Origin of the sequence: Sporosarcina beigongshangi (genome assembly GCF_033485195.1) — a bacterium.
In the GTDB taxonomy this organism is placed as follows: domain Bacteria; phylum Bacillota; class Bacilli; order Bacillales_A; family Planococcaceae; genus Sporosarcina; species Sporosarcina beigongshangi.
In genome coordinates this window covers 76,066-102,820 of record NZ_JAWLIR010000018.1, presented here as the reverse complement: position 1 = coordinate 102,820, position 26,755 = coordinate 76,066, and the positions used below count along the sequence as shown (strand labels likewise).

Here is a 26,755-nt window from a genome sequence, read left to right as displayed (position 1 = left end):
AAGGAGGAGAAGTCCTATGGAAAAGAGAGTAGCGGTATTACCAGGCGATGGAATTGGACCAGAAGTGACGGCGGCAGCAGTAAAGGTGCTAGAAACGATTGGAAGACGCTTTAATCATACATTTCATATTGAATACGGGGCAATCGGTGGCAATGCGATTGACCAATTTAACAATCCACTTCCGGATGAAACAATTAAGCTTTGCGAAAAGAGTGATGCCGTTCTCCTCGGAGCAGTAGGCGGACCAAAATGGGATCAGAATCCATCGGAGCTACGTCCAGAAAAAGGGCTATTGGCTATCCGGAAACATTTTGACCTGTTTGCTAATCTTCGTCCGGTAGCTGCAGTACCATCTTTACTCCATGCATCTCCTCTAAAAGAAGAAGTGGCGAAGGATGTCAACATGATGATTGTCCGCGAGTTAACGGGCGGCATCTACTTTGGTCAACCGAGTAGACGGACAGAGAGTGCGGCCGTTGACTCACTCGTATATACACGAGATGAGATTGAGCGTATTGTGGAAAAAGCATTTGAATTGGCTAGACTGCGTCGCGGAAAAGTGACGTCTGTCGATAAAGCAAACGTGCTAGAATCCAGTAAGCTATGGCGTGAAGTGGTGGAAGAGAAGAAAAAAGCGTATCCAGATATCGAAGTGGAGCACGCATTAGTCGACTCTTGTGCGATGAAATTAATTACGAATCCGGCAGCATTTGATGTTGTCGTTACTGAAAATATGTTTGGTGACATTTTGAGTGATGAGGCATCTGTTATTACGGGGTCTCTTGGTGTGTTGCCATCCGCGAGTATTAACGGGGATAACTTTGGATTATATGAGCCAGTTCATGGGTCAGCTCCTGAAATCGCAGGTCAAGATATTGCCAATCCAGCAGCAACGATTTTATCGGTTGCGATGATGTTGAAATATTCCTTTGACTTGAAAACAGAGGCGGCAGCGATTGAAGCAGCGGTTAACACAGTGTTCGAGGACGGCTTCTTCACAGCGGATCTTGCTTCACCGGGACAACGGGTTTTATCGACAAAAGAATGGGCTGCCAAAGTTGTGGATGAATTAGATACGCAATTCGTTTCCAATAGCATTATGTTTTCATACGTTTAATTTAATTCAGCTTGGCCAAAAGCCCAGCTGAATTAAATTAGGCCTCCGGCGGATGTCACAGATGTTGAAAGGAGTTAATTGAGCAAGCTCAATTCAAAATCTGGACGCAAATACGCCAAGGCGTATTTGATTGAAGTACATTAAAAAGAGGGAATGGGCATACCGTCCATCTTCCCTCTTAGATTTTTTATAAGTATCTATAATAGGAAGGAGAAGCACACATGGCTAAAAATATTATTGAGAAGATTTGGGATCAGCATGTCGTATACGAAGAACAGGGGAAGCCGGATTTGCTCTATATCGACCTTCATTTATTACATGAGGTGACTTCTCCACAGGCATTTGAAGGGCTAAGATTGGCGAATCGGACTGTACGACGTCCTGATTTATGCTTTGCGACGATGGACCATAACGTTCCAACGCGTAACAGGAATGCCATTAAAGATCCGATTGCGCGGAAGCAAATTAACACGTTGCAATCCAATTGTGATGAATTCGGCATTGAGCTTGCGAATATGGATCACCCAGACCAAGGAATTGTTCATATTATCGGACCAGAACTTGGACTGACACAACCGGGGAAAACAATTGTTTGTGGAGATAGCCATACGTCAACACATGGTGCGTTTGGAGCGATTGCATTCGGTATCGGAACGAGTGAAGTGGAGCACGTCCTCTCGACACAAACGCTATGGCAAGCCAAGCCGAAAACGATGGAAATCCGCATCAATGGAAAACTTGGTTTCGGTGTGACAGCAAAAGACATTATTTTAGCGATCATTGCGAAGTTTGGCATCGATATGGGAACAGGGCATATCGCAGAATATACAGGTGAAGCGATCCGAAATCTAACGATGGAGGAACGGATGACGATTTGTAATATGTCGATTGAAGCAGGCGCGAAAGCCGGTTTAATCAGCCCGGACGAAACGACAGTTGCTTACTTAAAAGGTCGCAGATATGTTCCAGAAGGGGAAGCATTCGACGAGGCGGCGGCATCTTGGTTGTCCCTTGCATCTGACGAAGGCGCGACATATGACAAAGTTGTTGAAATTGATGCTGATGAAATCGAACCATTTGTGACATGGGGAACAAACCCAGCGATGGGATCAGGTATTTCAGCGCATGTCCCTTATGCGAAGGACTTTGAATCGGAGTCAGACAAAGAGGCTTTGAAGCAGGCGCTTGCTTATATGGGACTTGAAGAAGGAGTACCTTTGACTTCTATTGATATCCAACATGTATTTATTGGTTCCTGTACAAATGCAAGACTAAGCGATTTGCGTGCTGCTGCCAAGGTGATTGAAGGGAAGAAAGTCCATTCATCCGTGACTGCAATTGTCGTGCCTGGTTCACGTACGGTTAAAAAACAGGCGGAAGATGAAGGACTCGATGCTATTTTCCAAGCAGCAGGATTCGAATGGCGAGAGTCAGGTTGCAGTATGTGTCTGGCAATGAATGATGACGTTGTGCCAGCTGGAGAACGTTGTGCTTCGACGTCAAACCGTAACTTCGAAGGACGTCAAGGTGCCGGTGCTCGTACACATCTAATGAGCCCAGCGATGGCGGCTGCTTCGGCAATTGCAGGCCACTTCGTTGACGTCAGAGAATTACAAAGTACAAATGCATAACGGAGGGAGATGAGTAGATGGAACCGATTAATGAAGTGAACAGTGTTGTAACGCCACTTGATCGTAAAAACGTAGATACAGACCAAATTATTTCGAAAGAATTTCTTAAACGGATTGAGCGTACCGGATTCGGTAAATATGTATTCTATCACTGGCGTTTTAATGAGGATGGCAGTGAAATAAAAGATTTCGTGCTCAACGATGAGCGATTCAAAGGATCGAAAATTTTGGTTGCTCATGAAAACTTCGGTTGTGGCTCTTCTCGTGAGCATGCACCTTGGTCCATTTTAGATTATGGATTCAATGTCGTCATCGCTCCGAGTTTTGCAGATATTTTTCACAACAACTGTATGAAGAATGGCCTGCTTCCTATTAAATTAACGGTTTCTGAAGTAGAAGAGTTGTTGGCGAATGGTCAACAGCAGCCTTATTCGGTAGAGGTTAATTTAGAAAAGCAAACGGTGACAGGACAGGATGGCAAGACGTATTCGTTTGACATTGACCCGTACTACAAACAAATGTTGTTAAATGGTTGGGATGAGATTTCGTTGACTTTCCAATATGAAGATCATATTGCGAAGTACGAGGAACGAGTGAAACAGTCAGTATAATAGAAGAGGCTATCTAGGAAGTTAGTTTACACTGACTACCTAGATAGCCCCAATTTTTATATTACACCAAAATATTGTTTTCATTACGTCGACAAGCATTATCGGAAGGTTTTCAATCAATTGCAGAAAGTTATCGATCAATTTGGAGTCATTATCAATCAATTGCCAAGAGTTATCGATCAATTCAAGGCCGTTATCAATCAATTCAGCAGAGTTATCGTCATTTAGCTCATCGAAGTGGCAAAGCTCTAAGAAGAATCTTGTTCTTGTTTATCTCCTTTTTAAAGCTTCTTTACACGCACTTGTATTAATTGATGCTCAAGCCTGCACTTGCTTCTCCTGTCAAAGTGTTTACTAGATTAATACCGCTAGCAGTTGCAGAAAATACCATTAACAAACGGTCACCTGCATTGACATTAAAAGAGAAGCCACTTGCGGTATCGGCAACTGCCGTACCAATCGAGATTGTGCTAGGGAACGCTAGATTTACTGTGACGCCAGTAGCGTTAAAGGTGCTGCTATCCCCGATTGCACGATATATTTCCGCATGAACAGTCATTGTGGACAATGGAAGGTTCAACCCGACAGTACTTCTGAAAAATGCTGATATACTTGTCAGTGTTCCTGTACGAGGAACCATAAAGGCTAAGTTGCTAAGAGCTGGAAGTGTGAATGAACCGCCAGCGATGGAAACGCCGGCCATAGAAGTCCCAAACCCTATAAGGGCTGGAGTGCCGACTAATCCTAAGGCTAACGTGTTCAATGTGACGATTGAAGTTCCAGAAGCAAATGGAATTAGCGCGCTAACACCCGGAATCCCTTGAGTTCCAGTTTCCCCCGTAGGTCCGGTTGGCCCTGTAGGTCCAGTGGCGCCAGTAGGTCCTGTTACGCCTTGAATTCCCTGGATTCCCTGAGGTCCAGTGTCTCCCGTTATCCCTTGAATCCCTTGGATTCCCTGCGGTCCAGTGTCTCCCGTTATCCCTTGTATACCTTGAATCCCTTGAGGTCCAGTCGCCCCGGTAGGTCCTGTAACACCTTGAATCCCTTGGATTCCCTGCGGTCCAGTGTCTCCCGTTATTCCTTGTATACCTTGAATTCCTTGAGGTCCAGTCGCCCCCGTAGGTCCGGTTGGCCCTGTAGGTCCAGTGGCGCCAGTAGGTCCGGTACCGCCTTGAATCCCCTGGAGTCCCTGCGGTCCAGTGTCTCCCGTTATCCCTTGTATACCTTGAATCCCTTGAGGTCCAGTCGCCCCGGTAGGTCCTGTAACACCTTGAATCCCTTGGATTCCCCGCGGTCCAGTGTCTCCCGTTATTCCTTGTATACCTTGAATTCCGTGAGGTCCAGTCGCCCCCGTAGGTCCGGTTGGCCCTGTAGGTCCAGTGGCGCCAGTAGGTCCGGTAACGCCTTGAATCCCCTGGATTCCCTGCGGTCCAGTGTCTCCCGTTATTCCTTGTATACCTTGAATCCCTTGCTGTCCAGTCGCCCCTGTAGGTCCAGTCGCACCAGTGGGTCCTATTACGCCTTGAATCCCCTGGAGTCCCTGCGGTGCAGTGTCTCCCGTTATTCCTTGTCTACCTTGAATCCCTTGCTGTCCCGTCGCCCCTGTAGGTCCAGTGGCGCCAGTAGGTCCGGTTACGCCTTGAATCCCCTGGAGTCCCTGCGGTGCAGTGTCTCCCGTTATTCCTTGTCTACCTTGAATCCCTTGCTGTCCCGTCGCCCCTGTAGGTCCAGTGGCGCCAGTAGGTCCGGTAACGCCTTGAAGCCCCTGGATTCCCTGCGGTCCAGTGTCTCCTGTTATTCCTTGTATTCCTTGAATCCCTTGAGGTCCAATTGCCCCCGTAGATCCTGTAGGTCCAGTGGCACCAGTAGGTCCGGTAACGCCTTGAATCCCCTGGAGTCCCTGCGGTGCAGTGTCTCCCGTTATTCCTTGTATTCCTTGAATCCCTTGAGGTCCAATTGCCCCCGTAGATCCTGTAGGTCCAGTGGCTCCAGTAGGTCCCGTGACGCCTTGAATCCCGTGTGGTCCGGTTGCTCCAGTCGCTCCAGTGACACCTTGAATCCCTTGAGGCCCTGTTGCCCCCGTAGAACCTGTAGGTCCAGTGGCACCAGTAGGTCCGGTAACGCCTTGACTCCCTTGTGGTCCGGTTGCTCCAGTCGCGCCAGTTACACCTTGGATCCCTTGAGGCCCTGTTGCCCCCGTAGAACCTGTAGGTCCAGTGGCACCAGTAGGTCCGGTAACGCCTTGACTCCCTTGTGGTCCGGTTGCTCCAGTCGCGCCAGTTACACCTTGGATCCCTTGAGGCCCTGTTGCCCCCGTAGAACCTGTAGGTCCAGTGGCACCAGTAGGTCCGGTAACGCCTTGACTCCCTTGTGGTCCGGTTGCTCCAGTCGCCCCCGTTGGACCTGTACCACCTGTTTGTCCAGTCGCTCCGGTTACACCTTGAATACCTTGGGTCCCTTGAGGTCCTTGTGCTCCCGTTACGCCTTGAATCCCCTGAACTCCTTGAGGTCCTTGTGCTCCAGTTACACCTTGAATTCCCTGAATCCCCTGAGGTCCAGTTGCCCCCGTTGCGCCCGTTGCGCCTGTTGCGCCTGTTGCGCCCGTTGCGCCTGTTGCGCCTGTTGCGCCCGTTGCGCCTGATGCGCCCGTTGCGCCTGTTGCGCCCGTTGCGCCTGTTGCGCCTGTTGCACCTGTTGCTCCTGTTGCTCCAGTCGGTCCAGTCGGTCCAGTTGCACCAGTGATTCCCATTGGACCTTGGGCTCCTGTAGGTCCTGGTGGTCCAGTAGGTCCGGTCGGTCCAGTCGCTCCTTGACATTGACAACAATATGAGCAGTTATTGCATTCGCAACACTCATTACATCCACTGCAACTACTAGATTCATTACATTTACTAGATTGTTGCCGCATATAATTATAAAAATTCATTTTATCCCTCCTTTCCGTAACATCTTATTCGCAATAGAGATGAAGGGACGGGCAATCAACTATTTGCGTTTAAAATACTTACATAGATGAGTCAATTTAATAATTGGCTATTTCATCCTAAAAAAACTAAGCGCGATATGATTATTCGTTTTGATATTCATTTATATGGCGCATTATTTACGCAGTCTGCAACGATGTCCAACCAATTCCCCGTTGATTGTAGCTAAAATCACCATCGTTCCGGTTTAAGGTTAATTGCTCAATTATTATCTATTTTCAACATATCCTCTAAATATTTTTTATTGCCGACTATCCTATCATCCGTCGGTTTATACTTTCTGGCTAACTCGTTATGGTGATAAGCTTTTTCATATTGTTTCAATCGATCATAGAGAACGCATAATTGAAGATGTGGTAACCAAGTAGAAAATGCTGTGCTTTGAAAACTTAGCTGCTGTTGTTCTTCATATAGCAACGCCCTATGGTACCAGTGAATAGCTACTTCGTTTTTGCCTTGTTCCATAAAGTAATAGCCAAGTCGACAACAAGTCTCAGGTCGCGGAACGTCATAGGTAAGAGTTTGTAAAGTTGCGTGCAGTGCACTTTCTTCGTCATTTAATTCATAATAGCAATTGGCGAGCTTCAAACATGCCCGAATATTATCCTCCACCCAGCCTAATTTTGAATCTAGAAACTGCCTATAATAATGGCTAGCTTCTTCAAAAAGACTATGATCCATTAGCTCATTGGCATAATAGAATGTATCCCGTGGAGAGAGTGTTTCACCTGATTCAATCAACTTACGATAAATCCTAAGATTACGCTCGCTATCATGGGTTAAGGGGCAGTGGGTGACGGCGGCATCTCCATCCATTAGATTTCCCGATACAGAAAGAAACTCATGTACTGCGCCAATCCACTGAAAATGATTTTCTCTTTTAACTAAGCGGTATCTTCTCAATCGGGAAGTTACATTTCCCACCTCATCAAAACTTAAATGGTAGTTCAATGAAACGGCATCGGTTGCAGGAGACAACGACTGCTTTAGCAATATGAACTTCTTGCGGTCTTCTTCTGTAAAAATATCATCGGCATCCAACCAAAGAATATAGTCCTGCGTCGCCTGTTGAAATGAAAAATTACGTGCTGCTGCAAAATCATCGACCCATTGAAAATCAACAATACGGTTTGTATACTTTTTCACAATTTCTTTTGTTCGGTCACTCGAACCTGTATCTACGATAATTATCTCATCGACTAGCCCACTAACCGACTCCAAGCATCTTCCGATGACCTCTTCCTCATTTTTTACAATCATGCATAAACTAATTGTGATCATTTTTATCCCTCCGAGCATTTTCATTCTATGTATATGCGAAAGAGAATAGTGTGGTAATGCAAGGGGCAACTAGCTAGGCAGGAGGCATCTTCAAGCGCTAATTACTGAGCGTAGATCAGCATCTATTTTACGAAAAGCGTATTGACAACTAAATCTCTTTGTTGTTATAGTGTGTGTAACCGGTTACACATTAGGTTGAAGGGGTGTACTAGTTGGCGAATATTCGAGATGTAGCGAAGAAAGCGGGCGTATCAGTTGCGACGATTTCACGTTATTTAAATAAAAAGGGCTATGTCAGTAAAGAGGCCAAAGAGGTTATTGAGCAAGCCATTAAGGATTTAGATTATAGGCCGAATTTAGTGGCCCGGTCTTTGAGTACGAAGCAAACGAAGTTCATCGGATTAATTGTACCTGATATTATGAATCCATTTTTCCCGGAGCTTGCGCGTGCAGTAGAAGATGTGGCGTTGATGTATGGCTATACAGTTGTGCTGTGCAATTCTGATAGGAAGCCTGAAAAAGAAATTCATTATATTGAAACATTGAAGCAGAAATATGTGGCGGGCTTTATCGTCACGACCAATCAATTGCAGGCGAGCCATTATCAGGACTTAGAGCTACCGATTGTTGCGTTGGACCGTACGATTCATGCGGCTATTCCTACGGTGTCATCGAACAATAAAGAAGGAGCGCATATGGGAACGACCTATTTGCTGGAACAAGGTTGTCGAAATATTGTTTGTTTGCGCGGACCCGAGGGACTTGGGCCAGCAGATGATCGGCTCGCTGGCTTTCTAGAGGCAGTTCAAGAGAAAGATATAACAACGCATATTATAGAATGTCCTTTCCATTTTGAGCAGTCGGAGAAGATTGCATTGGAGTTTCTGTCAGATATAAAAGGGATTGATGGCGTTTTTGCGAGTAGTGATGTGTCGGCAGCGGGTGTGTTGAAGGCGGCACATACGTTAGGAATGACGGTGCCGGATGACTTGCAAATAGTCGGTTTTGACGGCATTACACTTGGTGGTATGTTGACACCTGGGTTAACGACAGTAGCGCAGGATGTTTATAAGATGGGCACATTAGCGACACGGATGCTCATTAAATTAATAGAAGGTCTTGAACTGGAAGATAAAGAAATTCAAGTTCCAGTTAAGCTGGTTATTCGGGGGACAACGAGGAGTGAAGAACAATGATTACAGTTATTGGTAGTATCAATATGGACTTAGTTGTCCAGACAGATGATTTCCCGAAACAAGGTGAAACGGTTTTAGGCCAGTTATATAAAACTGTACCGGGTGGCAAAGGAGCCAATCAGGCAGTAGCCGCGGCCCGTCTTGGTGGGCAAGTGCAAATGGTAGCGAGTGTGGGAAATGATAGCTTTGGTGAGGAGCTTCTTGAAAATTTGCGAGCCAATGCAATCGATATTTCAGCGGTTCGACAAAGTTCGGAAGTGGCTTCTGGCATTGCAAATATTTTGTTGTCAGAGGGAGATAACCGCATCATCGTCGTACCAGGTGCCAATTTCGAATTGACATCTTCTTACATCGATGAAATGCAAGAAAATATTCGTAAAAGTAAACTAGTAATCTTACAACTAGAAATCCCGATTCCAACTATTTTATACACGTTGGAACTATGCTCTACCTTAAACATTCCCGTGTTATTAAATCCAGCACCCGCAGGTGGATATGATAAGGAATTTATGCGTTATACAACGTATTTAACGCCGAATGAAACGGAATGTGAACAGATTTTTGGGATGGATATGGAAGCAGCATTGGAAAGTCATCCAAATAAATTAATTGTGACGCTTGGCAGTGCAGGTGCCCGTTATTATGACGGTGAACAACACATCATTGTCGAAGGATTTAAGACAGAGGTTGTCGATACGACAGGAGCGGGTGATACATTTAATGGTGCATTTGCCTATGCAATTGTTGAGGGCTACGCATTGAGAGAAGCGGTTCAATTTGCGAATGCAGCTGCGTCATTATCTGTTGAGAAATTCGGAGCGCAAGGCGGCATGCCGACACGTGCAGAAGTGGAAGCCAGACTTGGAAGTGACCGCCGATGAAGAAAAACGGGATTTTGAACCGTGAACTGGCAGCGGCTTTTGCCAAGCTGGGTCATACAGATCAGATAACAATAGCCGATTGTGGATTACCTATTCCAGATGGCGTTCGTTGTATAGACCTATCTTATATCATTGGTAAACCATCTTTCATTGAAATCCTAGAAGCTGTTTTGGATGATTTGGAAGTGGAATATGCTTTTATTGCGAGTGAAATGGTGAGTGCGAATACGGAGATTTTCAACAAAGTGCATCAGAAGATTTCGCAAATCGCTGAATTATCACATGAAGACTTTAAGCAACTGACAAGGCGTTCAAAAGTCATTATCCGTACAGGTGAGGCAACGCCTTACGCGAATATTATTTTGCAGTCTGGCGTACTATTCTAAACTGAAGGTGGGTGAACAAGCATGATTGAAATGACCGGAATTTCAAAGGCTTTTGATGGCAATAAAGTCCTGAATAACGTTGAGTTTTCTATTGAAAAAGGTGAAATTCACGCTCTCATGGGTGAAAATGGTGCTGGGAAATCGACGTTGATGAAAATATTGACCGGTATTTATGCGCGTGATACGGGTGAAGTGAAGGTAAAGGGGAAGCTGGTTGATTTCAAAAATCCGAAGGAAGCCGAGCGTGCCGGGATTGCGGTTATCCACCAAGAGCTCAATATTTTACCAGATTTAACTGTGACGGAAAACCTATTCCTTGGTAATGAAAAGACATTTGGTAAAAGCGGAATTTTAAAAACACGTCAAATGAATCGGGAAGCGACAAAAATCTTATCGGAACTTGGATTGGATGTCGATGTGAAATCGGTTGCTCGTGAACTTTCAGTTGGGAAACAACAGATTATTGAAATAGCAAAAGCGATGTCCTCGAATGCAGAAGTGATTATTATGGACGAGCCAACAGCTGCACTTACGGATCGAGAAATTGAAACATTGTTCGAGACGATTAAAGCATTACAGGCAACTGGGGTTTCTTTCGTCTACATTTCGCATCGAATGGAAGAAATATTTGCGATTTGTGATCGGATTACCATTTTACGCGATGGCAACTATGTTGGCGTTAAAGAGATTAAAGAAACATCCTTCGATGAAATTGTACAGATGATGGTTGGAAGAGAGCTTGGGGAACGTTTCCCAGAACGTCATGCTGAAATTGGCAATGTTAAATTGACGGCTAACGGATTGACGCGTAACGGGCACTTTGAAAATATATCCTTTGAGCTGCGAAAAGGTGAGGTTCTCGGCATCGCAGGTTTGATGGGGGCCGGAAGAACTGAGGTTGCACAGGCGTTGTTTGGTTATCGGAAATTGCATAAAGGTGACCTTTTGCTTGATGGTAAGCCCATTAAAATCACGAATCCTTTGCAGGCTAAAAAACTGAGCTTCGGTTATGTCACGGAAGACCGAAAATCGGAAGGATTAATTGTAGAATTCTCGGTAAAAGACAATTTGAGCTTAACGAATTTTAATAAAATCGCCAATAAAGGCATCATTAAGACAAATGAAGAACAAAAATTATATGACGATATGGTGGAACGATTAGGTATCCGAACTTCGGGTCCCCACCAATTAGCAAAATCACTCAGTGGTGGGAACCAGCAAAAGGTTGTCATTGCGAAATGGCTCGGAATTGAGCCTGATGTTTTACTATTGGATGAGCCAACGCGCGGTGTTGATGTTGGAGCGAAAAAAGAAATTTACTCGATTATTAATGAGCTTGCTGAAAGAGGTGTCGCAATTTTGATGATTTCATCGGAACTGCCTGAAATTATCGGAATGGCTGACCGCGTGCTTGTGATGCACGAAGGAACTGTCACGGCAGAATTGCAGCGGGAAGATATGACACAGGAACGAATTATGCATTACGCTACGGGAGGTGACAAAGTTGCTCAAATCTAATTCACAATCGGTACTTCAAAAAATCGGTCCGTTTATTGGGCTGCTATTAATTGTCGTAATCATTACAATCATGAGTCCTAATTTCTTAACAGTAAACAACTTGCTTAACGTTTTGAGACAAGTATCCATTAACGCATTGATCGCGTTTGGGATGACATTTGTTATTTTAACAGGTGGTATTGATTTATCCGTCGGTTCTATATTAGCGTTAACCGGTGCGGTCACTGCTGGCATGATGGCTAGTGGCGTGGATCCTGTACTAGCGATGTTCCTCGGGTTACTGCTAGGGGCAGTGCTTGGTGCCATCAACGGTGTCATTATTGCCAAAGGAAAAGTAGCTCCTTTCATTGCAACACTTGCAACGATGACGATTTTCCGTGGGCTAACGTTGGTCTACACAGAAGGACGACCGATATCTGGACTTGGTGATTCACAGGCATTTCAACTGCTAGGAAAAGGGTACTTCTTCGGTATCCCAGTACCGGTTATTACGATGGCTATCACATTTGGGGTGTTATATTTCATTTTGAAAAAGACGACGTTTGGTCGTCGGGTTTACGCAGTCGGGGGCAACGAAGAAGCGTCTAGTCTGTCGGGGATTAGCGTAGATCGTATTAAGATTTACGTCTACTCATTGACGGGAGCATTAGCTGCGCTTGCCGCGTTGATTTTGACTTCACGGCTCAATTCCGCTCAACCAACAGCGGGCAGTATGTTTGAGCTCGATGCGATTGCAGCAGTTGTGCTCGGTGGGACAAGTTTGACGGGCGGACGCGGTTGGATCGTCGGGACGTTAATCGGCGCGCTCATTATTGGTGTTTTGAATAATGGTTTGAATTTAATTGGTGTATCCTCCTTCTTCCAGCAAGTGGTGAAGGGTGCAGTTATATTAGTTGCAGTATTATTGGATCGTAAAAAAACAGCATAAGGAGATGGGGAAAATGAAGAAAATTCACGTAGCGTTTTTGATGGCGATTATGCTTGTTTTGGCGGCATGTTCGACGGAAGCACCAGGTGCTAAAAAGGAGTCAGAATCAACAGGTGGAGAGGGAGACTTTACAATCGGTTTCTCAATTTCAACATTGAATAATCCATTTTTTGTAACGTTGAGTGATGGTGCGAAAGCGCAAGCAGAGGAAATGGGTGCGAAACTTACGGTTGTTGATGCACAAGACGATGCTGCAAAACAAGCGAGCGATGTGGAAGATTTAATTCAACAAGGTGTTGATTTGATTTTGATCAACCCGACGGACTCGGAAGCAGTTGTAGCAACTGTTCAATCGGCGAATGATGCAGGAATTCCAGTGATTACAGTTGACCGCAGTTCTGAAGGTGGAGAAGTTGTTTCTCACATCGCTTCAGACAACAAAGCTGGAGGAATTTTAGCGGGACAATATATGGTTTCGCTACTTGGTGATGGCGCAAAAGTGGCTGAACTAGAAGGTATCGCAGGTTCTTCAGCAGCACGTGACCGTGGGGCCGGCTTTAATGAAATTGCGGGAGGTAAGTTGGATGTTGTTGCTAAACAAACAGCGAACTTTAACCGTGCTGAAGGTTTGACAGTTATGGAAAATATTTTACAAGCAAACCCTGATATCGTAGGTGTCTTCGCCCATAATGATGAGATGGCACTTGGGGCATTGGAAGCAATTGAAGCTGCTGGTAAGGACATTACAGTAATCGGTTTTGACGCAACAGATGATGCAGTGAAATCTGTCGAGGATGGCAAGCTGGCTGGAACTGTTGCTCAAAAACCTGAACTAATCGGTAAAAAAGCGGTAGAGGCCGCTGTTCAATCACTTAAAGGTGAGACAGTAGAAGCATCTATTCCAGTTGAATTAGAATTGATTAAAAAATAATAAACAAAAAAACAAGCCGTTAGGGATTTCCTAGCGGCTTGTTTTTTTGCATGATATCAGAACCCAAGCGCTTTTCTCACTTCATTGACATATGTTTGGCTGACGGGTAATTCGGTGCCATCTTTTAGGATGAGTATGAGATTCGAAGAGAAATCTCTACTGATACGCTGGATATAGGGAATGTTGACGATATAGGAACGATGGACGCGCAAAAAAGTATTCGGTAAACGTAAGTGTAAGTCCTTCAAAGTATAACTCGTGTTAAAGCGCTCATTTTCAGCATAAAACCATGTTTTCTTTTGCAAGCTTTCTATATGCGTAATCTGTTCAATGGGCAGAAGACTCCAGTCATCCTGCTGCTTGCCGGTCAGAAAGCGAAAGGGTTCGTGCTTTAACACATGATAATTAGGGGGGAGAATGACGATCAGCGCCCCCGGTTCATCGTGCAGATGAATCGGATAGCCGATGCCATAATAGGGCACGCCAAACAATGAATTATCCATAATGGTATCAATTTTGCGCCTCTCCATAATGACTCGATCTGCAATGCTACCAGGTCTAACGACTTGCCCTTCTTTTAATTGGATGTCGTGCAGTCCAGCTGCATAGTAGACATAATGCTCACCAATTGCGATAGCAATAGCCGCATCCTTCGGTATCCAATCTTCCATTATCCTAGCGTATTGTAGTAAAATCTCTTTCGAAATAGCTGTTTTCTCCATCGTCATATCCTTATCCCCCTTCGAATCTGTGAGTCATCTTTTGAATCAACCACTTCATCCCTCAAAAAGGCCCTTTTGTCAAAATGTACAGACAGTTTTAATTTTCTGTTATATATTACTGTATAACAACTTTGGCTGTTATGAAACAGTTCGAAAGCATTAATTTTACAAAACGGCTGAACGTTAAAAAATGGAAAGGTGTGGAGGAGTATATGACTAGACAACAACAGATTGCGCAATTGGAGAAAAGCTGGGCGGAGGATAGCCGCTGGAAAGGGATTGAGCGTCCTTATTCTGCGGAGGATGTTGTGAAACTACGAGGCTCTATTCTAATCGACCATACGCTGGCAGCAAAAGGTGCGGATCGATTATGGAAATCCCTTCATGAGGAAGATTTCATCAATGCACTTGGCGCGTTGACAGGAAATCAGGCTGTGCAACAAGTAAAGGCTGGACTACAAGCGATCTATTTAAGTGGCTGGCAAGTGGCGGCAGATGCAAATCTATCAGGTCAAATGTATCCGGACCAAAGCTTATATCCAGCAAACAGCGTACCATCTGTTGTAAAACGTATTAACCAAGCACTACAACGGGCTGACCAAATCGATCATGCAGAAGGACGTGAAGACGGTTTCGATTGGTTTGCACCAATTGTAGCCGATGCTGAAGCGGGCTTCGGCGGACCTTTAAATGTTTTTGAATTAATGAAGGGCATGATTGAAGCAGGCGCAGCGGGTGTTCACTTGGAAGATCAACTGGCATCTGAAAAGAAATGTGGCCACTTGGGCGGTAAAGTATTGCTACCGACGCAAAATGCGATTCGTAACTTAGTTGCCGCGAGACTGGCGGCTGATGTACTAGGTGTACCGACTGTACTCATCTCACGGACTGATGCAGATGCGGCGGATATGGTGACAAGCGATATTGACCCAGTAGATAAAGACTTCTTAACAGGAGAACGCACACCTGAAGGGTTTTATCGTACTCGACCAGGTATTGACCAAGCGATTGCACGTGGATTGGCTTATGCACCGTATGCGGATCTTGTTTGGTGTGAAACGTCCCATCCTTCATTAGAAGAAGCACAGCAATTTGCGGATGCGATTCATGCGAAGTTCCCAGGTAAGAAACTGGCCTACAACTGTTCACCTTCCTTCAACTGGGAAGCAAATTTGGATGAAGAAACGATTGCTAAATATCAAGTGGAGCTCGGTAAAATGGGCTATAAATTCCAGTTCGTTACACTTGCAGGTTTCCACTCACTGAACCACAGCATGTTTAATCTTGCGCATGATTATAAAGACAATGGCATGGCAGCTTATTCGAAACTACAGCAAGCTGAATTTGCCAATGAAGATAAAGGCTACACAGCGACAAGACACCAACGCGAAGTAGGTACAGGGTACTTTGATGAAGTGTCACAAATCATTTCGGGTGGAACGTCTTCGACGACGGCAATGCAAGGTTCAACGGAAGTCGCACAGTTTGTTTGATTTAGGAATTCCATTGCATTCGCTTAGGCGCTAGGGGATGCCTTCCGCCATAAGCCAGACAGTTTCGCCGTCAGTCTTATGGCTCCGGCTACCCCTTTTAAGGCGCCTTTGCTGGAGAGTAGATAAAAATTAATAGTTCGACTTATATTGTTGATTGAAAAGAGAATCGGGGAGGATGATCAATCTGTCTACTCAACAAGCAATATCCAATACGATAGACGTTTTAGGGGAGTTAACGGCTGAGAGTGAGGAGATTTTAACGCCACAAGCATTGGCATTTCTACAATCTCTTCATAATGAATTTGACGGGAGAAGGCAGGAGCTACTTGCAAAGCGGCAAGAGCGACAACGGGATATTGATCGGGGGAGTAAACTGGATTTCTTGCCTGAAACGCAGTTGATTAGGGAAGGGAATTGGACAATTGCACCTCTTCCAGATGATCTCCATGATAGACGGGTAGAAATAACAGGCCCAGTTGACCGGAAAATGGTTATCAATGCGCTGAATTCTGGTGCGAAAACGTTCATGGCTTGCTTTGAAGATGCGACATCTCCAACCTGGGCAAACATGCTAGAGGGGCAGCGGAATATGAAGGATGCTGTTCGCAGAACGATTGCATTTAAGCAGCAGTCCAATGGCAAGACGTATAAGTTAAACGACGAAATTGCTGTATTGATGATTCGACCACGAGGGTTGCATTTACTGGAGAAAAACGTTGTTGTCAATGGGGAGCCGATGGCAGGAAGTTTCTTCGATTTTGGATTGTATATGTTCCATAACGCTAAGGAATTAGTGGCGAGAGGTTCGGGTCCGTACTTTTATTTACCAAAGCTAGAAAGTCATTTGGAGGCGAGATTGTGGAATGATATCTTTGTTTTTGCACAGCAGCAACTCGGCATTCCGCAAGGTACAATCCGCGCAACGGTATTAATTGAAACGATTATGGCAGCGTTTGAGATGGATGAAATCTTGTATGAGTTGCGGGATCATTCCGCAGGGTTGAATTGTGGACGCTGGGATTATATTTTCAGCTTCATCAAACGACTGCGCAATCGGCCGGATGTTATTTTGCCGGATCGTGGCCAAGTGACGATGACGTCCCCGTTCATGCGGGCGTACACATTGCTTTGTGTGCAAACCTGTCATAAACGGAATGCACCAGCCATTGGGGGAATGGCGGCGCAAATTCCGATTAAAAATGATCCGCAAGCAAACGCCGAAGCCTTCGCGAAAGTTAGTGAGGATAAGCGCCGTGAAGCAACAGACGGGCATGACGGTACATGGGTTGCACATCCAGGACTTGTCCCCGTTGCGTTGGAGCAATTCAACGAGCATATGCCAACACCAAATCAAATTGACCGCAAACGGCAGGACGTCCAAGTGACTGCGGAAGATTTGGTGGAAGTGCCACTCGGAACAATTACAGAACAAGGACTGCGGATGAATTGTAGTGTCGGCATTCAGTATATGGCTTCCTGGTTTAGGGGAAATGGTGCAGCGCCCATAAATAATTTAATGGAAGACGCTGCGACCGCAGAAATTTCAAGGTCACAAGTGTGGCAATGGATTCGCCGTGCACAAGGGAAATTGGAGGATGGCCGCGATATTACGGAACAATTGGTGACGGATATAGTGAACGAAGAACTAGCAATCATTAAACAGACAGTCGGTGAAAGCAACTTCCATACAGGGAAATTCGAGCAGGCGGCTGAACTATTTTCAACGCTGATATTGCAAAATGACTTCGCAGAATTTTTGACCGTGCCTGGGTATGACAAATTAAAATGATAATGGAGGAGATCAGTATGCAGACGAACACAAACAGAAGTGACCAGCCGAAAAAGATTTGTCGGGAATGTGGCTGTGAAATTGTAGAGAAAGTTGACTCCCCACTCTACGAATGTGAGCGCTGTATGGGTTTGAATGAAGAGTAATTATGGAAACGGCTTTATTCCTTTCATTAAGGAATAAGCCGTTTTTGTAATGAATAAAGGGTTTTCGTCTTATCTATGGAAGTAGTCTACTAACGCATGCTATTAATCATGTGTTAAGACTGGTATGAGTCGCGTTATGCTCGCCATGGATGGTATTATGACCGCCATGAGTCGTGTTATGCTCGCCATGGATAGGATTATGACCGCCATGAGTCGTATTATGCTCGTCATGGACGAGATTACGCCCGTCATAGGTTTGATTATGCTTGATAGGTTTCACAAGTACTCTGAAAAAAGTAAGGGGGAAATTTTATGCGTAATGAAGAAATGTTGCTAATACCGGGTCCTACACCAGTTGTCGATTCAATTTATGATGCGATGGCCAGTGAAACGAGAGGACATACGGATCCGCGCTTTGTCGCCATCTATAAAAATGCGATTGAACAGACGAGAGCAATGCTACAAACAGATGGCGAAGTGTTTGTCGTTGCAGGCTCGGGAACAATAGCGATGGAAATGGCACTCGTCAATACAGTTGTCGCTGGAGAAAAAATATTGGTCATCAGTCAAGGCTATTTCGGTGATCGTTTTATTACATTGGGACAGGCTTTTGGTATTGAAGTGGACGTATTGCAAGCGGAATGGGGAAAGCAAGTTTCTCCTGAAGAAGTTGAGGCAAAACTTGCAGCAGGGCATTATAAAGCAGTGACGATTACACATGCGGATACATCTACAGGTGTTGCAGCCAATCTTGATGCACTCGTACCAATCGTGAAAAAACATGGTGCACTTGTCATTTTGGATGGCGTCTGTGCAACGGCTGCGATGGAAGAGAATATGATCAAAACTTACGGTGATTCTAACTATAAAATTGATATTATTTTGACAGGCTCCCAAAAAGCAATCGGCGTACCACCTGGGCTCGCGATTGTGGCCTTTAATCAATCCGCGTTGGAGGTACGGAAGCAAATTGAGCGCGTGCCTGCTTATTATTGCGATATTTACAATTGGATTCCGATTATGAATGATCCATCAAAATACTTTGCCACACCTCCTGTGAACTTGATTTATGCCTATGATGAAGGGATGCGCCTCGTTTTGGAAGAGGGCATGTCAGCAAGAATCAGGCGTCATAACGCTTTTGGTAAGGCGGTGCGTGCTGCACTAGGCGAATACGGTATGACGGCATTAGCGGATGAAACCGTTGCCGCTTCAACATTAAGCTGTATTTTATATCCAGCAGGTGTAGACGATGCGGCATTCCGTTCAGCACTGGCGAAAAAAGGCGTCATCGTTGCAGGCGCACTCGCTCATTTAGCAGGAAAAGCGTTCCGCATTGGTCATATGGGCAATACAACGGATGCGATGTTGGAGCAAGCGGTCCGTTTGATTGGTGATACGTTGAATGAAATCGGTCATGTAGTTGATGTGGAGAAAGCAGTTGAACGGTTTAAGGGAGAAGTTTTGTTGGGCGTTTAAGAGAATACGAGCAAGTCATTCTGGTGGAAACACTAGGATGGCTTTTTTTTGATGAAAATTGGTCAATTCGAGTGTCCAACAAACTCAGTAAAGTCTCCAACGAATCTCCCGAAGTTTGCAACCATTTCGAGAAAGTGTCCAACGAACAGCAAAGTGTCCAACAAACTCAGTAAAGTCTCCAACGAATCTCCCGAAGTGTCCAACGAACAGCAAAGTGTCCAACGAAAAAGTGTAAAAGGGCTTGAACAGTTTCTCAATTATATATATTATCCGTTAAAAGTTGAAATTCAGTCACAAACAATCACCTGATAATTATTTATGACTGATTTTGATTATTTGTGATTGCTTTTAATCGTAATTTAGTTATAATTGAAATATACAGAAAACAGTGGAGGTGATTATTCTTGTTAACTTCAGAAAGACATCAGCTAATATTGCAAATCGTTAAGGAACAAGGTGTTGTGAAAATACAAGATTTGGTTGATGCGACACAGGCTTCCGAATCAACCATTCGAAGGGATTTAACTGTTCTGGAAGAAGAGCGATTTTTAAAGCGAGTGCATGGCGGCGCAGCTAAATTGCACGGCATGATTATCGAACCAAGTATGCCGGAAAAAGCAAATAAAAATTTGAACGAGAAACAAAAGATTGCGAAGTTCGCAGCTAGTTTAGTTGAGGAAGGCGATTGCATTTATTTGGATGCTGGTTCAACGATTACAGAAATGATTGACTATCTTCCAGAAAAAGACCTTGTTGTCGTGACAAATGGTTTGATGCATGTGGAGCGATTATTGGATAAGGGGATACGCGTTTATGTGACTGGTGGTTATGCGAAAGCCGGGACCCGAGCGTTGGCCGGTGGGAGTGCATTAATCAGCTTGGAACAATATCATTTTGACAAATGTTTTTTAGGGGCAAATGGTATTCATACTGTTCACGGTTTTACAACGCCTGATCCTGAGGAAGCTTTAGTAAAAAAGAAAGCGCTGTCAATGTCACGAGAAACTTTTGTGCTAGCAGATCATACAAAATTTGGTGAGATTTCATTTGCTAAAATAACAGATTTGAAAAAGATTACGATTATTACAGATGCATTGGATGAAGACATCATAGATTTATATAAAGATAAAACAACAGTAAAGGTTGTGACTCCATGATTTATACAATGACATTAAATCCTTCGATTGATTACTTAATCACACTCGAACAGTTGCAACTGGGTGCGTTAAATCGAATTGAACGGGATGAGAAATTTCCCGGTGGAAAAGGCATTAATGTATCACGCGTCCTGAAGAGATTGGGAGTGGACAGCAGGCCATTAGGGTTTATCGGTGGCTTTACAGGTGCTTATTTAGAGCGCTATTTAGAAGCAGAGCAAATCACAACAGATTTTGTCCATGTCAAAGAAGATACAAGAATTAATGTGAAATTAACGACGGATGTTGAAACGGAGATTAATGGGCAAGGGCCGATGATTACGAAATCGGAGTATGAGCAGCTTCAAGTGAAAATTAAATATCTTCCAGAGGGTAGCACGTTAATTTTATCAGGTAGTGTTCCAACCGCTTTACCGGAGACAACATATGAGGATTTAATCAAGCTTTGTGTGGCGAATGGTGTGCAGTTTGTAGTGGATGCGGAAGGTGATCTATTGCAAAAAGCAATTACTTATCGCCCGTTTCTTATTAAGCCGAATCACCATGAATTGGGCGGATTATTTAATATTGAGATTACGGAACCAGCGGCAGCAATTCCTTATGCAAGGCAATTAGTCGAGCAAGGTGCGCAAAATGTCATTGTTTCATTAGCTGGAAAAGGTGCAGTATTCGTCAATGCGGAGCTTGCGTTAATCTCTTCGGTGCCAGTTGGTGAGTTGCAAAGTTCCGTTGGTGCAGGTGATTCATTGGTGGCAGGATTTTTGGCGAAATATTTACAAACAACTGATATTGAGACGGCATTCAAGTATGGTGTGGCAACAGGTAGTGCAACGGCGTTTTCAGTAGGCTTGGCGACAAAAGAAAAAATCGAACAGTACTATCCACAAGTAACGATTATTGAAAGGAGCGAATTCTAATGAAAATCACTGATTTATTAACAAAGGAAACGATTGTTTTGTCCATGAAGGGTGCCGATAAAAAGGGTGCGATTGAGGAACTAGTCACTCAATTAGATCGAGCGGGAAAGCTTACTAATCCGGCAGATTTTAAGAAAGCCATTTTTGCGAGAGAAGCGCAGAGTACGACAGGTATTGGAGAGGGCATTGCGATTCCGCACGCCAAAACGTCAGCTGTGAAAACACCTGCCATTGCATTTGGTAAATCACAAGCGGGTATTGATTATGAGTCATTGGATAATAGTCCAGCTCATCTATTTTTTATGATTGCAGCTCCAGAAGGGGCTAATGATACGCATTTGGCGGCTTTGGCGCGCTTGTCTGGTCTGTTAATGAATGAAGAAGTAAGGAAATCACTGCTTGCGGCCAATTCAGAAGACGAAGTTCTAGCGATTATTAATGAACATGATCAGGAAGAAGAGCAAACAGTGGAAGCCATTCTGGCGGGGGGGCAAAGTGTTGTCGCTGTGACTGCTTGTCCGACTGGCATTGCGCACACGTATATGGCAGCAGATGCATTGAAGGCGAAAGCTGGAGAAATGGGCATTCCGATTAAAGTGGAAACGAATGGTTCTGGTGGTGCAAAAAATGTTTTAACGAAGGAAGATATTAAAAATGCAACGGCTGTCATTATTGCGGCAGATACAAAAGTAGATACCAATCGTTTTATCGGCAAGCATGTGATCCAAGTGCCGGTTGCAGCGGGGATTCGTCGCCCGCAGGAACTGATTGAAAAAGCGGTTAATCAGGACGCACCGCTATTTAAAGGTGATGGTAGTGAGAGTGCTGGCGAAGAAGGAACAGCGAAGAAATCATACTTTTATAAGCATTTGATGAACGGTGTTTCAAATATGCTGCCATTCGTTGTCGGCGGCGGAATCTTAATTGCGATTTCGTTTATGTTCGGCATTCTTTCAGCTAATCCGGATGATCCATCCTATAATGAATTTGCAGCGGCACTGATGGCGATTGGTGGCGGCAATGCGTTCGGATTAATGATTCCTGTTCTTGCTGGTTTTATCGCCATGAGTATTGCCGATCGCCCTGGTTTTGCGCCGGGTATGGTTGGCGGCTTGATGGCAGCGTCAGGCGGTGCTGGTTTCCTCGGCGGTTTGATCGCCGGCTTCCTGGCAGGTTATATCGTTTTACTATTGAAAAGGCTCTTCGCAGGACTGCCATCTTCATTGGAAGGAATCAAGCCTGTATTGCTCTACCCGTTATTCGGCATTTTCTTAACGGGAATCATTATGTTGTATGTAGTAATGGATCCAGTGACAGCACTTAACGCAGGACTTTCTAATTGGTTAAACGGTCTAGGAACAGGGAACTTAGTATTGATGGGCGTTATTCTTGCGGGCATGATGGCAGTAGATATGGGCGGACCAATCAATAAAGCTGCCTTTACATTTGGGATTGCCATGATTGACGCCGGTAACTTTGCTCCACACGCAGCCATTATGGCGGGCGGAATGGTGCCACCACTTGGGATAGCACTTGCTACAACCTTCTTCAAAAATAAGTTTACGAAGGCAGAAAAGGATGCTGGGAAAACGAACTACATTATGGGTGCCACCTTTATAACAGAAGGCGCAATACCATTTGCAGCCGCAGACCCAATGCGCGTGTTGCCAGCAGCGATTATCGGCTCTGCTGTTGCAGGTGGATTGACGGCGATGTTTAAAATTGGCTTGCCAGCACCACATGGCGGTATATTCGTCATTCCAATCATTGAAGGGAATCCATTCTTATATCTCCTTGCCATCGTAGTGGGAAGTTTGGTCACGGCATTGATTGTAGGTCTTTGGAAGAAACCTGTTCAGGTGTAATGAAATATGCAGTTACAACCCCATTTCGTCTAGTAGCGAAATGGGGTTTTTGTATGAGTAAAATACTCTCTTCTACTTGACCTTAACGTTAACGTCAATGCTAAACTAACAATAAGGTTGAATATTCAAATATATATAAAGGAGGGAGGCAGCTATCAAGGATATTACTGAAGTTGCAAAGATATATGAGGTATCGACGCGTACCATTCGTTATTATGAAGAACTTGGGTTATTGCAACCAGATCGAACAGAGGGCAACAAGCGAATTTATTCGAAAGCGGAAATGGTTAAATTGCGGCTCATCTTTCGTGGCAAACGCTACGGTTTCACGTTGGATGAAATAAAGGAAATGATTTTGCTTTTTGATAAAGACCGTACGGGGCGTAAGCAATTGGAGCGTACTATTAAATTTGGTCATGAAAAATTGGACCAAGTAGAAGCAAAAATTCAGGAGCTTACGGACATGAAAGCGGAAATGGAACAGCTTCTTGTTGGATTCACGGATAAATTAAACGACATAGAGGGGGAGCGGGGAAATGAATAGTTCACAATTGTTGGCGCGCAACGCAAGAAAGTATCCACTGACGGAAGCGGTTGTAGGAATGGGGAAACGCTATTCGTATCAAGAGTTGGATAGACTGGTGAATCAGTTTGCACACGGGCTAAGGCGTCTCGAAATTGAGCAAGGGGATAGGGTTGTTCTGTATATGCCAAACGCTCCAGAATTCGCGATTGCTTATTTTGCTGTGCAACGTCTAGGGGCTATTATTGTGCCGATTAATGCTCGGATGACGCTTACGGAAATCGACTATGTACTGAATGATTCCAGAGCTAAAGCACTCATTGTCCACGATTTATTGTTTGAAGCTGTCAAAGAATTGAGCAGCCAACTGTTGTTAATTAAAACAGGAGAAGTGTATAAAGACTGGACTAGTTTTGGCGTGGTATTTTCAGAAGATGACACAGCAATTGACTGCCATTTAGCAGAGTCTGCGGAGTCAACAATTTTGTATACATCGGGGACAACAGGTCAGCCGAAAGGGGTGCTGTTTAGTTATAAAAATATCTTGACGGTTGCGCAAATGATTTGTGTGGAGATGGAAATAAAACCAGAAAGTCGCCTGCTAATTATGATGCCGCTTAGTCATTCCGCTCCACTTCATTTGTTATTTATGGCGGGTCTTATTGTAGGGGCGACAAGCGTTTTAACACCCACATTTACGCCTGATTTGCTAATCGATATGGTTGAGCAGGAGAGAACGACCCATTTCTTTGGAGCACCTGTTGCATATTTATTGACGGCGAAGCATCCGAAAATGGCTACGGCGAATTTGTCTTCGATGAAATGGTGGATTTACGGTGGTGCTCCTTTATCGAAACCGGAAGTTGAATTTGTCCAGCAGGCTTTTCAAACAGACAATCTCGTTTGTGTGTATGGACTGACGGAAGCAGGACCAAATGGAACTTTATTAAGTGGAAGTGAGCATGCGACGAAGGCGGGCAGCATTGGGAAGCGGGCGGCGCTTCATGCAGAAATCAAAGTGGCGAATGCAGCTGGTGAAGAGGTTAAGCCAGGCGAAGTCGGTGAAATTCTATTACGTGGGGAAGGAAATATGATTGGATACTATAATAATGAGCAGGCGACGGCAGAAACGTATTTCGGGGACTGGTTGAAAACAGGCGATTTAGCGAGGGTTGATGAGGAGGGGTACATCTGGATTGTTGACCGGAAGAAGGATTTAATCATTTCTGGTGGGGTTAATATTTATCCGAAGGAAGTAGAAGACGTTCTCGTTACGCATCCATCCATCAGTGAGGTGGCGGTTGTCGGGGTACCGCATCCAGAGTGGGGCGAGACTGTGAAGGCTTATTTTGCTGCCAGCGAACAGTTAGATTGGGATGAAGTGAAACAGTTTGCGGAGGGGAAACTAGCACACTATAAAGTTCCACGTCTGTACGAGCAAGTCGAGGCATTGCCACGGAATGCTTCTGGAAAAATACTTAAGCAACCATTGAGAAAGAGGGATCACCATGGTACTCCAACAACGGATTGATAGCGAACTTGAAAAGAATTTTTATGAACATGATAGAACGCTTCAAAAAATCTTGCAGGAATCCCTATCACCAGAATTTTACGCGTATGCCCAGCAGCAATTAATGCATTTTGGGATGTTAACTGCCAATGAAATTGATGAACGTGCCAGACACACAGACCGTGAAGGGCAACCCCGTTTAGAAAAATATGATAAATACGGTGACGATGCTTCGCATGTCTGGGTGAATGAAGGCTATAAGAAAACGGTGGAGGAAACGTACCGCACAGGGATTGTCGGCTATGTTCATAAAGATATACCTGAGCTGGGGCATAAGGGGAATTATGTGTACAGTTTTGCACAAGGCTATTTATTGTCACAGGCGGAGCCAGGATTTTATTGTCCGGTGACATTGACCCAAGCAACGGCTTATTTGCTCGATCATTATGCGAGTGATGAAGTGAAAAAGAAGTTTCTACCACATGTTTGTGCCACGGGTGATGTGGAATTATTTGAAGGGGCGACTTTCTTAACGGAAAGGCAAGGTGGTTCAGACGTTGGAGCCAATGTTGTAAAAGCAGTGGCAGATGGTGATAATTATCGCTTGTATGGAGAAAAATATTTTGCATCGAATGCGGGAATGGCGGGCGTTGCAATGGTTTTAGCGCGAATGGAGGGAGCTCCTGAAGGCTCGCGCGGTTTGAGTTTGTTTGCTGTACCGTGGCGACAGAAAGATGGCTCTTTGAATGGCATTCAGCTTCGTAGATTGAAAGATAAGCTCGGGGTCAAGGCGGTGCCATCTGGAGAAGTTGAGTTCGACGGTGCATTGGCCTATGTCGTCGGTGATCCAACAAAAGGCTTCTATTATATGATGGAGGCGTTGAACTTATCGCGTATTTGTAATGCGATTGCTTCGCTTGGCATTATGCGCCGTGCGTTCAACGAAGCGTACACGTATGCGGATAGACGCAATGCATTCGGAAAAAAGCTAACGGAATTCCCAATGATTAGAGAAAGCTTATCCACGCTGAAAGCAAAGCTAGAAGTTGAGCTGGTGACAACATTCGATCTCATTCGGCTATACGATAAAGTATCGAGTGGCAATGCTTCCGACGAAGATGTTATCTTAAACCGGCTAAAAATTGCTATCCTCAAAAAAGAGGCGGCTGAGCAAGCCATTCACTTTTCCCATGAAGCGATTGAGATGCACGGTGGCAACGGTTATATCGAGGACTTCGTTACTCCAAGGTTGCTGCGCGATGCACAAGTTTTAACCGTATGGGAAGGAACTGCTAACATTTTAGGATTAGAACTCATCCGCCTGGTCAATAAATTCGATGCACACACATTATTTATGGATGAAATAACGACGAGGCTTCATGTTCTTCCCGATAATGCCTGGCATAAGCGGGTAGTTGGTGTAGCTGGAAAGTTAGCAATGGATCTAATGACATTTGCTAAGCTAGATCCTGACCATCAAACGATTGAAGCAAAAGCATTAATGCATGAAATGGCACTGCTCTATGAAGCAGTGATTGCACTGGAATGGGCAGCTCGGTATGGTGGTCAGCATGAAAAACTGATGGAAATCTTCATTGAAACGAATTGGTCGGAGCGCGCAGTCGGTGATGCCAAGAAAAGTGTGCAGTACTTTGAATCAATCCTCTAGTAGAATCAATTTCATAATCAA

At 44.6% G+C, this 26,755-nt stretch carries 22 protein-coding genes; 19 read left to right on the top strand and 3 right to left on the bottom strand.

Going from position 1 to position 26,755, the window contains the following annotated elements; genetic code table 11:
• The first annotated feature begins 16 nt into the window (after nucleotides 1–16).
• The 3 genes from leuB to leuD all read left to right on the top strand — a co-directional run bounded on the left by leuB (nucleotide 17) and on the right by leuD (nucleotide 3,359).
• Nucleotides 17–1,117 carry a 3-isopropylmalate dehydrogenase gene (gene leuB / locus R2B77_RS10390; protein ID WP_203245856.1) on the top strand — a complete coding sequence of 367 codons (1,101 nt, stop codon included), beginning with the start codon at nucleotides 17–19 and terminating at the stop codon, nucleotides 1,115–1,117.
• Between the two features lie 221 nt (nucleotides 1,118–1,338).
• A complete protein-coding gene (gene leuC, locus R2B77_RS10385; RefSeq protein WP_203245857.1) occupies nucleotides 1,339–2,748 on the top strand; it encodes a 3-isopropylmalate dehydratase large subunit in 1,410 nt (469 codons plus the stop codon).
• Between the two features lie 17 nt (nucleotides 2,749–2,765).
• A complete protein-coding gene (leuD, locus tag R2B77_RS10380) occupies nucleotides 2,766–3,359 on the top strand; it encodes a 3-isopropylmalate dehydratase small subunit (protein ID WP_203245858.1) in 594 nt (197 codons plus the stop codon).
• A 307-nt stretch (nucleotides 3,360–3,666) separates the two neighbouring features.
• On the opposite strand, the gene R2B77_RS18015 is transcribed toward leuD, so the two are convergent.
• Together R2B77_RS18015 and R2B77_RS10365 are read right to left on the bottom strand one after the other, a co-directional pair.
• Nucleotides 3,667–6,108: an exosporium glycoprotein BclB-related protein gene (locus R2B77_RS18015; RefSeq protein WP_450097608.1), complete on the bottom strand. Its 2,442-nt coding sequence runs from the start codon at nucleotides 6,106–6,108 to the stop codon at nucleotides 3,667–3,669.
• 436 nt (nucleotides 6,109–6,544) lie between these two features.
• Nucleotides 6,545–7,624, bottom strand: coding sequence for a tetratricopeptide repeat-containing glycosyltransferase family 2 protein (locus tag R2B77_RS10365; protein WP_203245860.1), 1,080 nt, complete (start codon nucleotides 7,622–7,624; stop codon nucleotides 6,545–6,547).
• A 212-nt stretch (nucleotides 7,625–7,836) separates the two neighbouring features.
• On the opposite strand from R2B77_RS10365, the gene R2B77_RS10360 reads away from it, so the two are divergent.
• Genes R2B77_RS10360 through rbsB form a run of 6 tightly spaced genes read left to right on the top strand, consistent with a single transcriptional unit; the run spans nucleotide 7,837 to nucleotide 13,464 of the window.
• Nucleotides 7,837–8,820 (top strand): LacI family DNA-binding transcriptional regulator, encoded by a 984-nt coding sequence (locus R2B77_RS10360; RefSeq protein ID WP_203245861.1) that lies wholly within the window; start codon nucleotides 7,837–7,839, stop codon nucleotides 8,818–8,820.
• Nucleotides 8,817–9,701 carry a ribokinase gene (rbsK, locus tag R2B77_RS10355; RefSeq protein WP_203245862.1) on the top strand — a complete coding sequence of 295 codons (885 nt, stop codon included), beginning with the start codon at nucleotides 8,817–8,819 and terminating at the stop codon, nucleotides 9,699–9,701. The genes R2B77_RS10360 and rbsK overlap by 4 nt, the downstream gene beginning before the upstream one ends.
• Nucleotides 9,698–10,087 (top strand): D-ribose pyranase, encoded by a 390-nt coding sequence (rbsD, locus tag R2B77_RS10350; RefSeq protein WP_203245863.1) that lies wholly within the window; start codon nucleotides 9,698–9,700, stop codon nucleotides 10,085–10,087. Before rbsK ends, rbsD begins: the two co-directional genes overlap by 4 nt.
• Before the next feature lie 21 nt (nucleotides 10,088–10,108).
• Entirely contained in the window at nucleotides 10,109–11,605 is a 1,497-nt protein-coding gene (locus R2B77_RS10345; protein WP_203245864.1) for a sugar ABC transporter ATP-binding protein, read from the top strand.
• Entirely contained in the window at nucleotides 11,592–12,533 is a 942-nt protein-coding gene (gene rbsC, locus R2B77_RS10340) for a ribose ABC transporter permease (protein WP_212391039.1), read from the top strand. The genes R2B77_RS10345 and rbsC overlap by 14 nt, the downstream gene beginning before the upstream one ends.
• Nucleotides 12,534–12,546: 13 nt before the next feature.
• Entirely contained in the window at nucleotides 12,547–13,464 is a 918-nt protein-coding gene (gene rbsB, locus R2B77_RS10335; protein ID WP_203245865.1) for a ribose ABC transporter substrate-binding protein RbsB, read from the top strand.
• 56 nt (nucleotides 13,465–13,520) lie between these two features.
• On the opposite strand, the gene R2B77_RS10330 is transcribed toward rbsB, so the two are convergent.
• Nucleotides 13,521–14,192, bottom strand: coding sequence for a LytTR family DNA-binding domain-containing protein (locus tag R2B77_RS10330; RefSeq protein ID WP_203245866.1), 672 nt, complete (start codon nucleotides 14,190–14,192; stop codon nucleotides 13,521–13,523).
• Between the two features lie 206 nt (nucleotides 14,193–14,398).
• On the opposite strand from R2B77_RS10330, the gene aceA reads away from it, so the two are divergent.
• From aceA to R2B77_RS10280, 10 genes are all read left to right on the top strand, one after another.
• Nucleotides 14,399–15,679, top strand: coding sequence for an isocitrate lyase (aceA, locus tag R2B77_RS10325; protein ID WP_203245867.1), 1,281 nt, complete (start codon nucleotides 14,399–14,401; stop codon nucleotides 15,677–15,679).
• A gap of 175 nt (nucleotides 15,680–15,854) precedes the next feature.
• Nucleotides 15,855–17,468: a malate synthase A gene (aceB, locus tag R2B77_RS10320; protein ID WP_203245868.1), complete on the top strand. Its 1,614-nt coding sequence runs from the start codon at nucleotides 15,855–15,857 to the stop codon at nucleotides 17,466–17,468.
• Between the two features lie 17 nt (nucleotides 17,469–17,485).
• The gene (locus tag R2B77_RS10315) at nucleotides 17,486–17,614 is read left to right on the top strand and encodes a YhfH family protein (protein WP_203245869.1); all 129 of its coding nucleotides are present in this window, start codon (nucleotides 17,486–17,488) and stop codon (nucleotides 17,612–17,614) included.
• A 312-nt stretch (nucleotides 17,615–17,926) separates the two neighbouring features.
• Complete coding sequence (locus tag R2B77_RS10310; RefSeq protein WP_203245870.1) at nucleotides 17,927–19,093, top strand: pyridoxal-phosphate-dependent aminotransferase family protein; 1,167 nt, start codon at nucleotides 17,927–17,929, stop codon at nucleotides 19,091–19,093.
• Nucleotides 19,094–19,497: 404 nt separating this feature from the next.
• Nucleotides 19,498–20,250 (top strand): DeoR/GlpR family DNA-binding transcription regulator, encoded by a 753-nt coding sequence (locus R2B77_RS10305; RefSeq protein WP_203245871.1) that lies wholly within the window; start codon nucleotides 19,498–19,500, stop codon nucleotides 20,248–20,250.
• Nucleotides 20,247–21,167, top strand: coding sequence for a 1-phosphofructokinase (gene pfkB / locus R2B77_RS10300; protein WP_203245872.1), 921 nt, complete (start codon nucleotides 20,247–20,249; stop codon nucleotides 21,165–21,167). The genes R2B77_RS10305 and pfkB overlap by 4 nt, the downstream gene beginning before the upstream one ends.
• Nucleotides 21,167–23,032 (top strand): PTS fructose transporter subunit IIABC, encoded by a 1,866-nt coding sequence (locus tag R2B77_RS10295; protein WP_203245873.1) that lies wholly within the window; start codon nucleotides 21,167–21,169, stop codon nucleotides 23,030–23,032. The genes pfkB and R2B77_RS10295 overlap by 1 nt, the downstream gene beginning before the upstream one ends.
• Nucleotides 23,033–23,186: 154 nt before the next feature.
• The gene (locus tag R2B77_RS10290; protein WP_322555690.1) at nucleotides 23,187–23,576 is read left to right on the top strand and encodes a MerR family transcriptional regulator; all 390 of its coding nucleotides are present in this window, start codon (nucleotides 23,187–23,189) and stop codon (nucleotides 23,574–23,576) included.
• Nucleotides 23,569–25,086 carry a class I adenylate-forming enzyme family protein gene (locus tag R2B77_RS10285; RefSeq protein WP_203245875.1) on the top strand — a complete coding sequence of 506 codons (1,518 nt, stop codon included), beginning with the start codon at nucleotides 23,569–23,571 and terminating at the stop codon, nucleotides 25,084–25,086. Before R2B77_RS10290 ends, R2B77_RS10285 begins: the two co-directional genes overlap by 8 nt.
• Nucleotides 25,064–26,734: an acyl-CoA dehydrogenase family protein gene (locus tag R2B77_RS10280; protein WP_203245876.1), complete on the top strand. Its 1,671-nt coding sequence runs from the start codon at nucleotides 25,064–25,066 to the stop codon at nucleotides 26,732–26,734. The genes R2B77_RS10285 and R2B77_RS10280 overlap by 23 nt, the downstream gene beginning before the upstream one ends.
• Nucleotides 26,735–26,755 lie beyond the last annotated feature (21 nt).

Excerpts from the sequence above, each read along its gene's own strand:
- leuB (WP_203245856.1), top strand. The coding sequence starts at position 17 with ATGGAAAAGAGAGTAGCGGTATTACCAGGCGATGGAATTGGACCAGAA.
- leuC (WP_203245857.1), top strand. The coding sequence starts at position 1,339 with ATGGCTAAAAATATTATTGAGAAGATTTGGGATCAGCATGTCGTATAC.
- leuD (WP_203245858.1), top strand. The coding sequence starts at position 2,766 with ATGGAACCGATTAATGAAGTGAACAGTGTTGTAACGCCACTTGATCGT.
- R2B77_RS18015 (WP_450097608.1), bottom strand. The coding sequence starts at position 6,108 with ATGGGAATCACTGGTGCAACTGGACCGACTGGACCGACTGGAGCAACA.
- R2B77_RS10365 (WP_203245860.1), bottom strand. The coding sequence starts at position 7,624 with ATGATCACAATTAGTTTATGCATGATTGTAAAAAATGAGGAAGAGGTC.
- rbsK (WP_203245862.1), top strand. The coding sequence starts at position 8,817 with ATGATTACAGTTATTGGTAGTATCAATATGGACTTAGTTGTCCAGACA.
- rbsD (WP_203245863.1), top strand. The coding sequence starts at position 9,698 with ATGAAGAAAAACGGGATTTTGAACCGTGAACTGGCAGCGGCTTTTGCC.
- R2B77_RS10345 (WP_203245864.1), top strand. The coding sequence starts at position 10,109 with ATGATTGAAATGACCGGAATTTCAAAGGCTTTTGATGGCAATAAAGTC.
- rbsB (WP_203245865.1), top strand. The coding sequence starts at position 12,547 with ATGAAGAAAATTCACGTAGCGTTTTTGATGGCGATTATGCTTGTTTTG.
- R2B77_RS10330 (WP_203245866.1), bottom strand. The coding sequence starts at position 14,192 with ATGACGATGGAGAAAACAGCTATTTCGAAAGAGATTTTACTACAATAC.
- aceA (WP_203245867.1), top strand. The coding sequence starts at position 14,399 with ATGACTAGACAACAACAGATTGCGCAATTGGAGAAAAGCTGGGCGGAG.
- aceB (WP_203245868.1), top strand. The coding sequence starts at position 15,855 with ATGATCAATCTGTCTACTCAACAAGCAATATCCAATACGATAGACGTT.
- R2B77_RS10315 (WP_203245869.1), top strand. The coding sequence starts at position 17,486 with ATGCAGACGAACACAAACAGAAGTGACCAGCCGAAAAAGATTTGTCGG.
- R2B77_RS10310 (WP_203245870.1), top strand. The coding sequence starts at position 17,927 with ATGCGTAATGAAGAAATGTTGCTAATACCGGGTCCTACACCAGTTGTC.
- pfkB (WP_203245872.1), top strand. The coding sequence starts at position 20,247 with ATGATTTATACAATGACATTAAATCCTTCGATTGATTACTTAATCACA.
- R2B77_RS10295 (WP_203245873.1), top strand. The coding sequence starts at position 21,167 with ATGAAAATCACTGATTTATTAACAAAGGAAACGATTGTTTTGTCCATG.
- R2B77_RS10285 (WP_203245875.1), top strand. The coding sequence starts at position 23,569 with ATGAATAGTTCACAATTGTTGGCGCGCAACGCAAGAAAGTATCCACTG.
- R2B77_RS10280 (WP_203245876.1), top strand. The coding sequence starts at position 25,064 with ATGGTACTCCAACAACGGATTGATAGCGAACTTGAAAAGAATTTTTAT.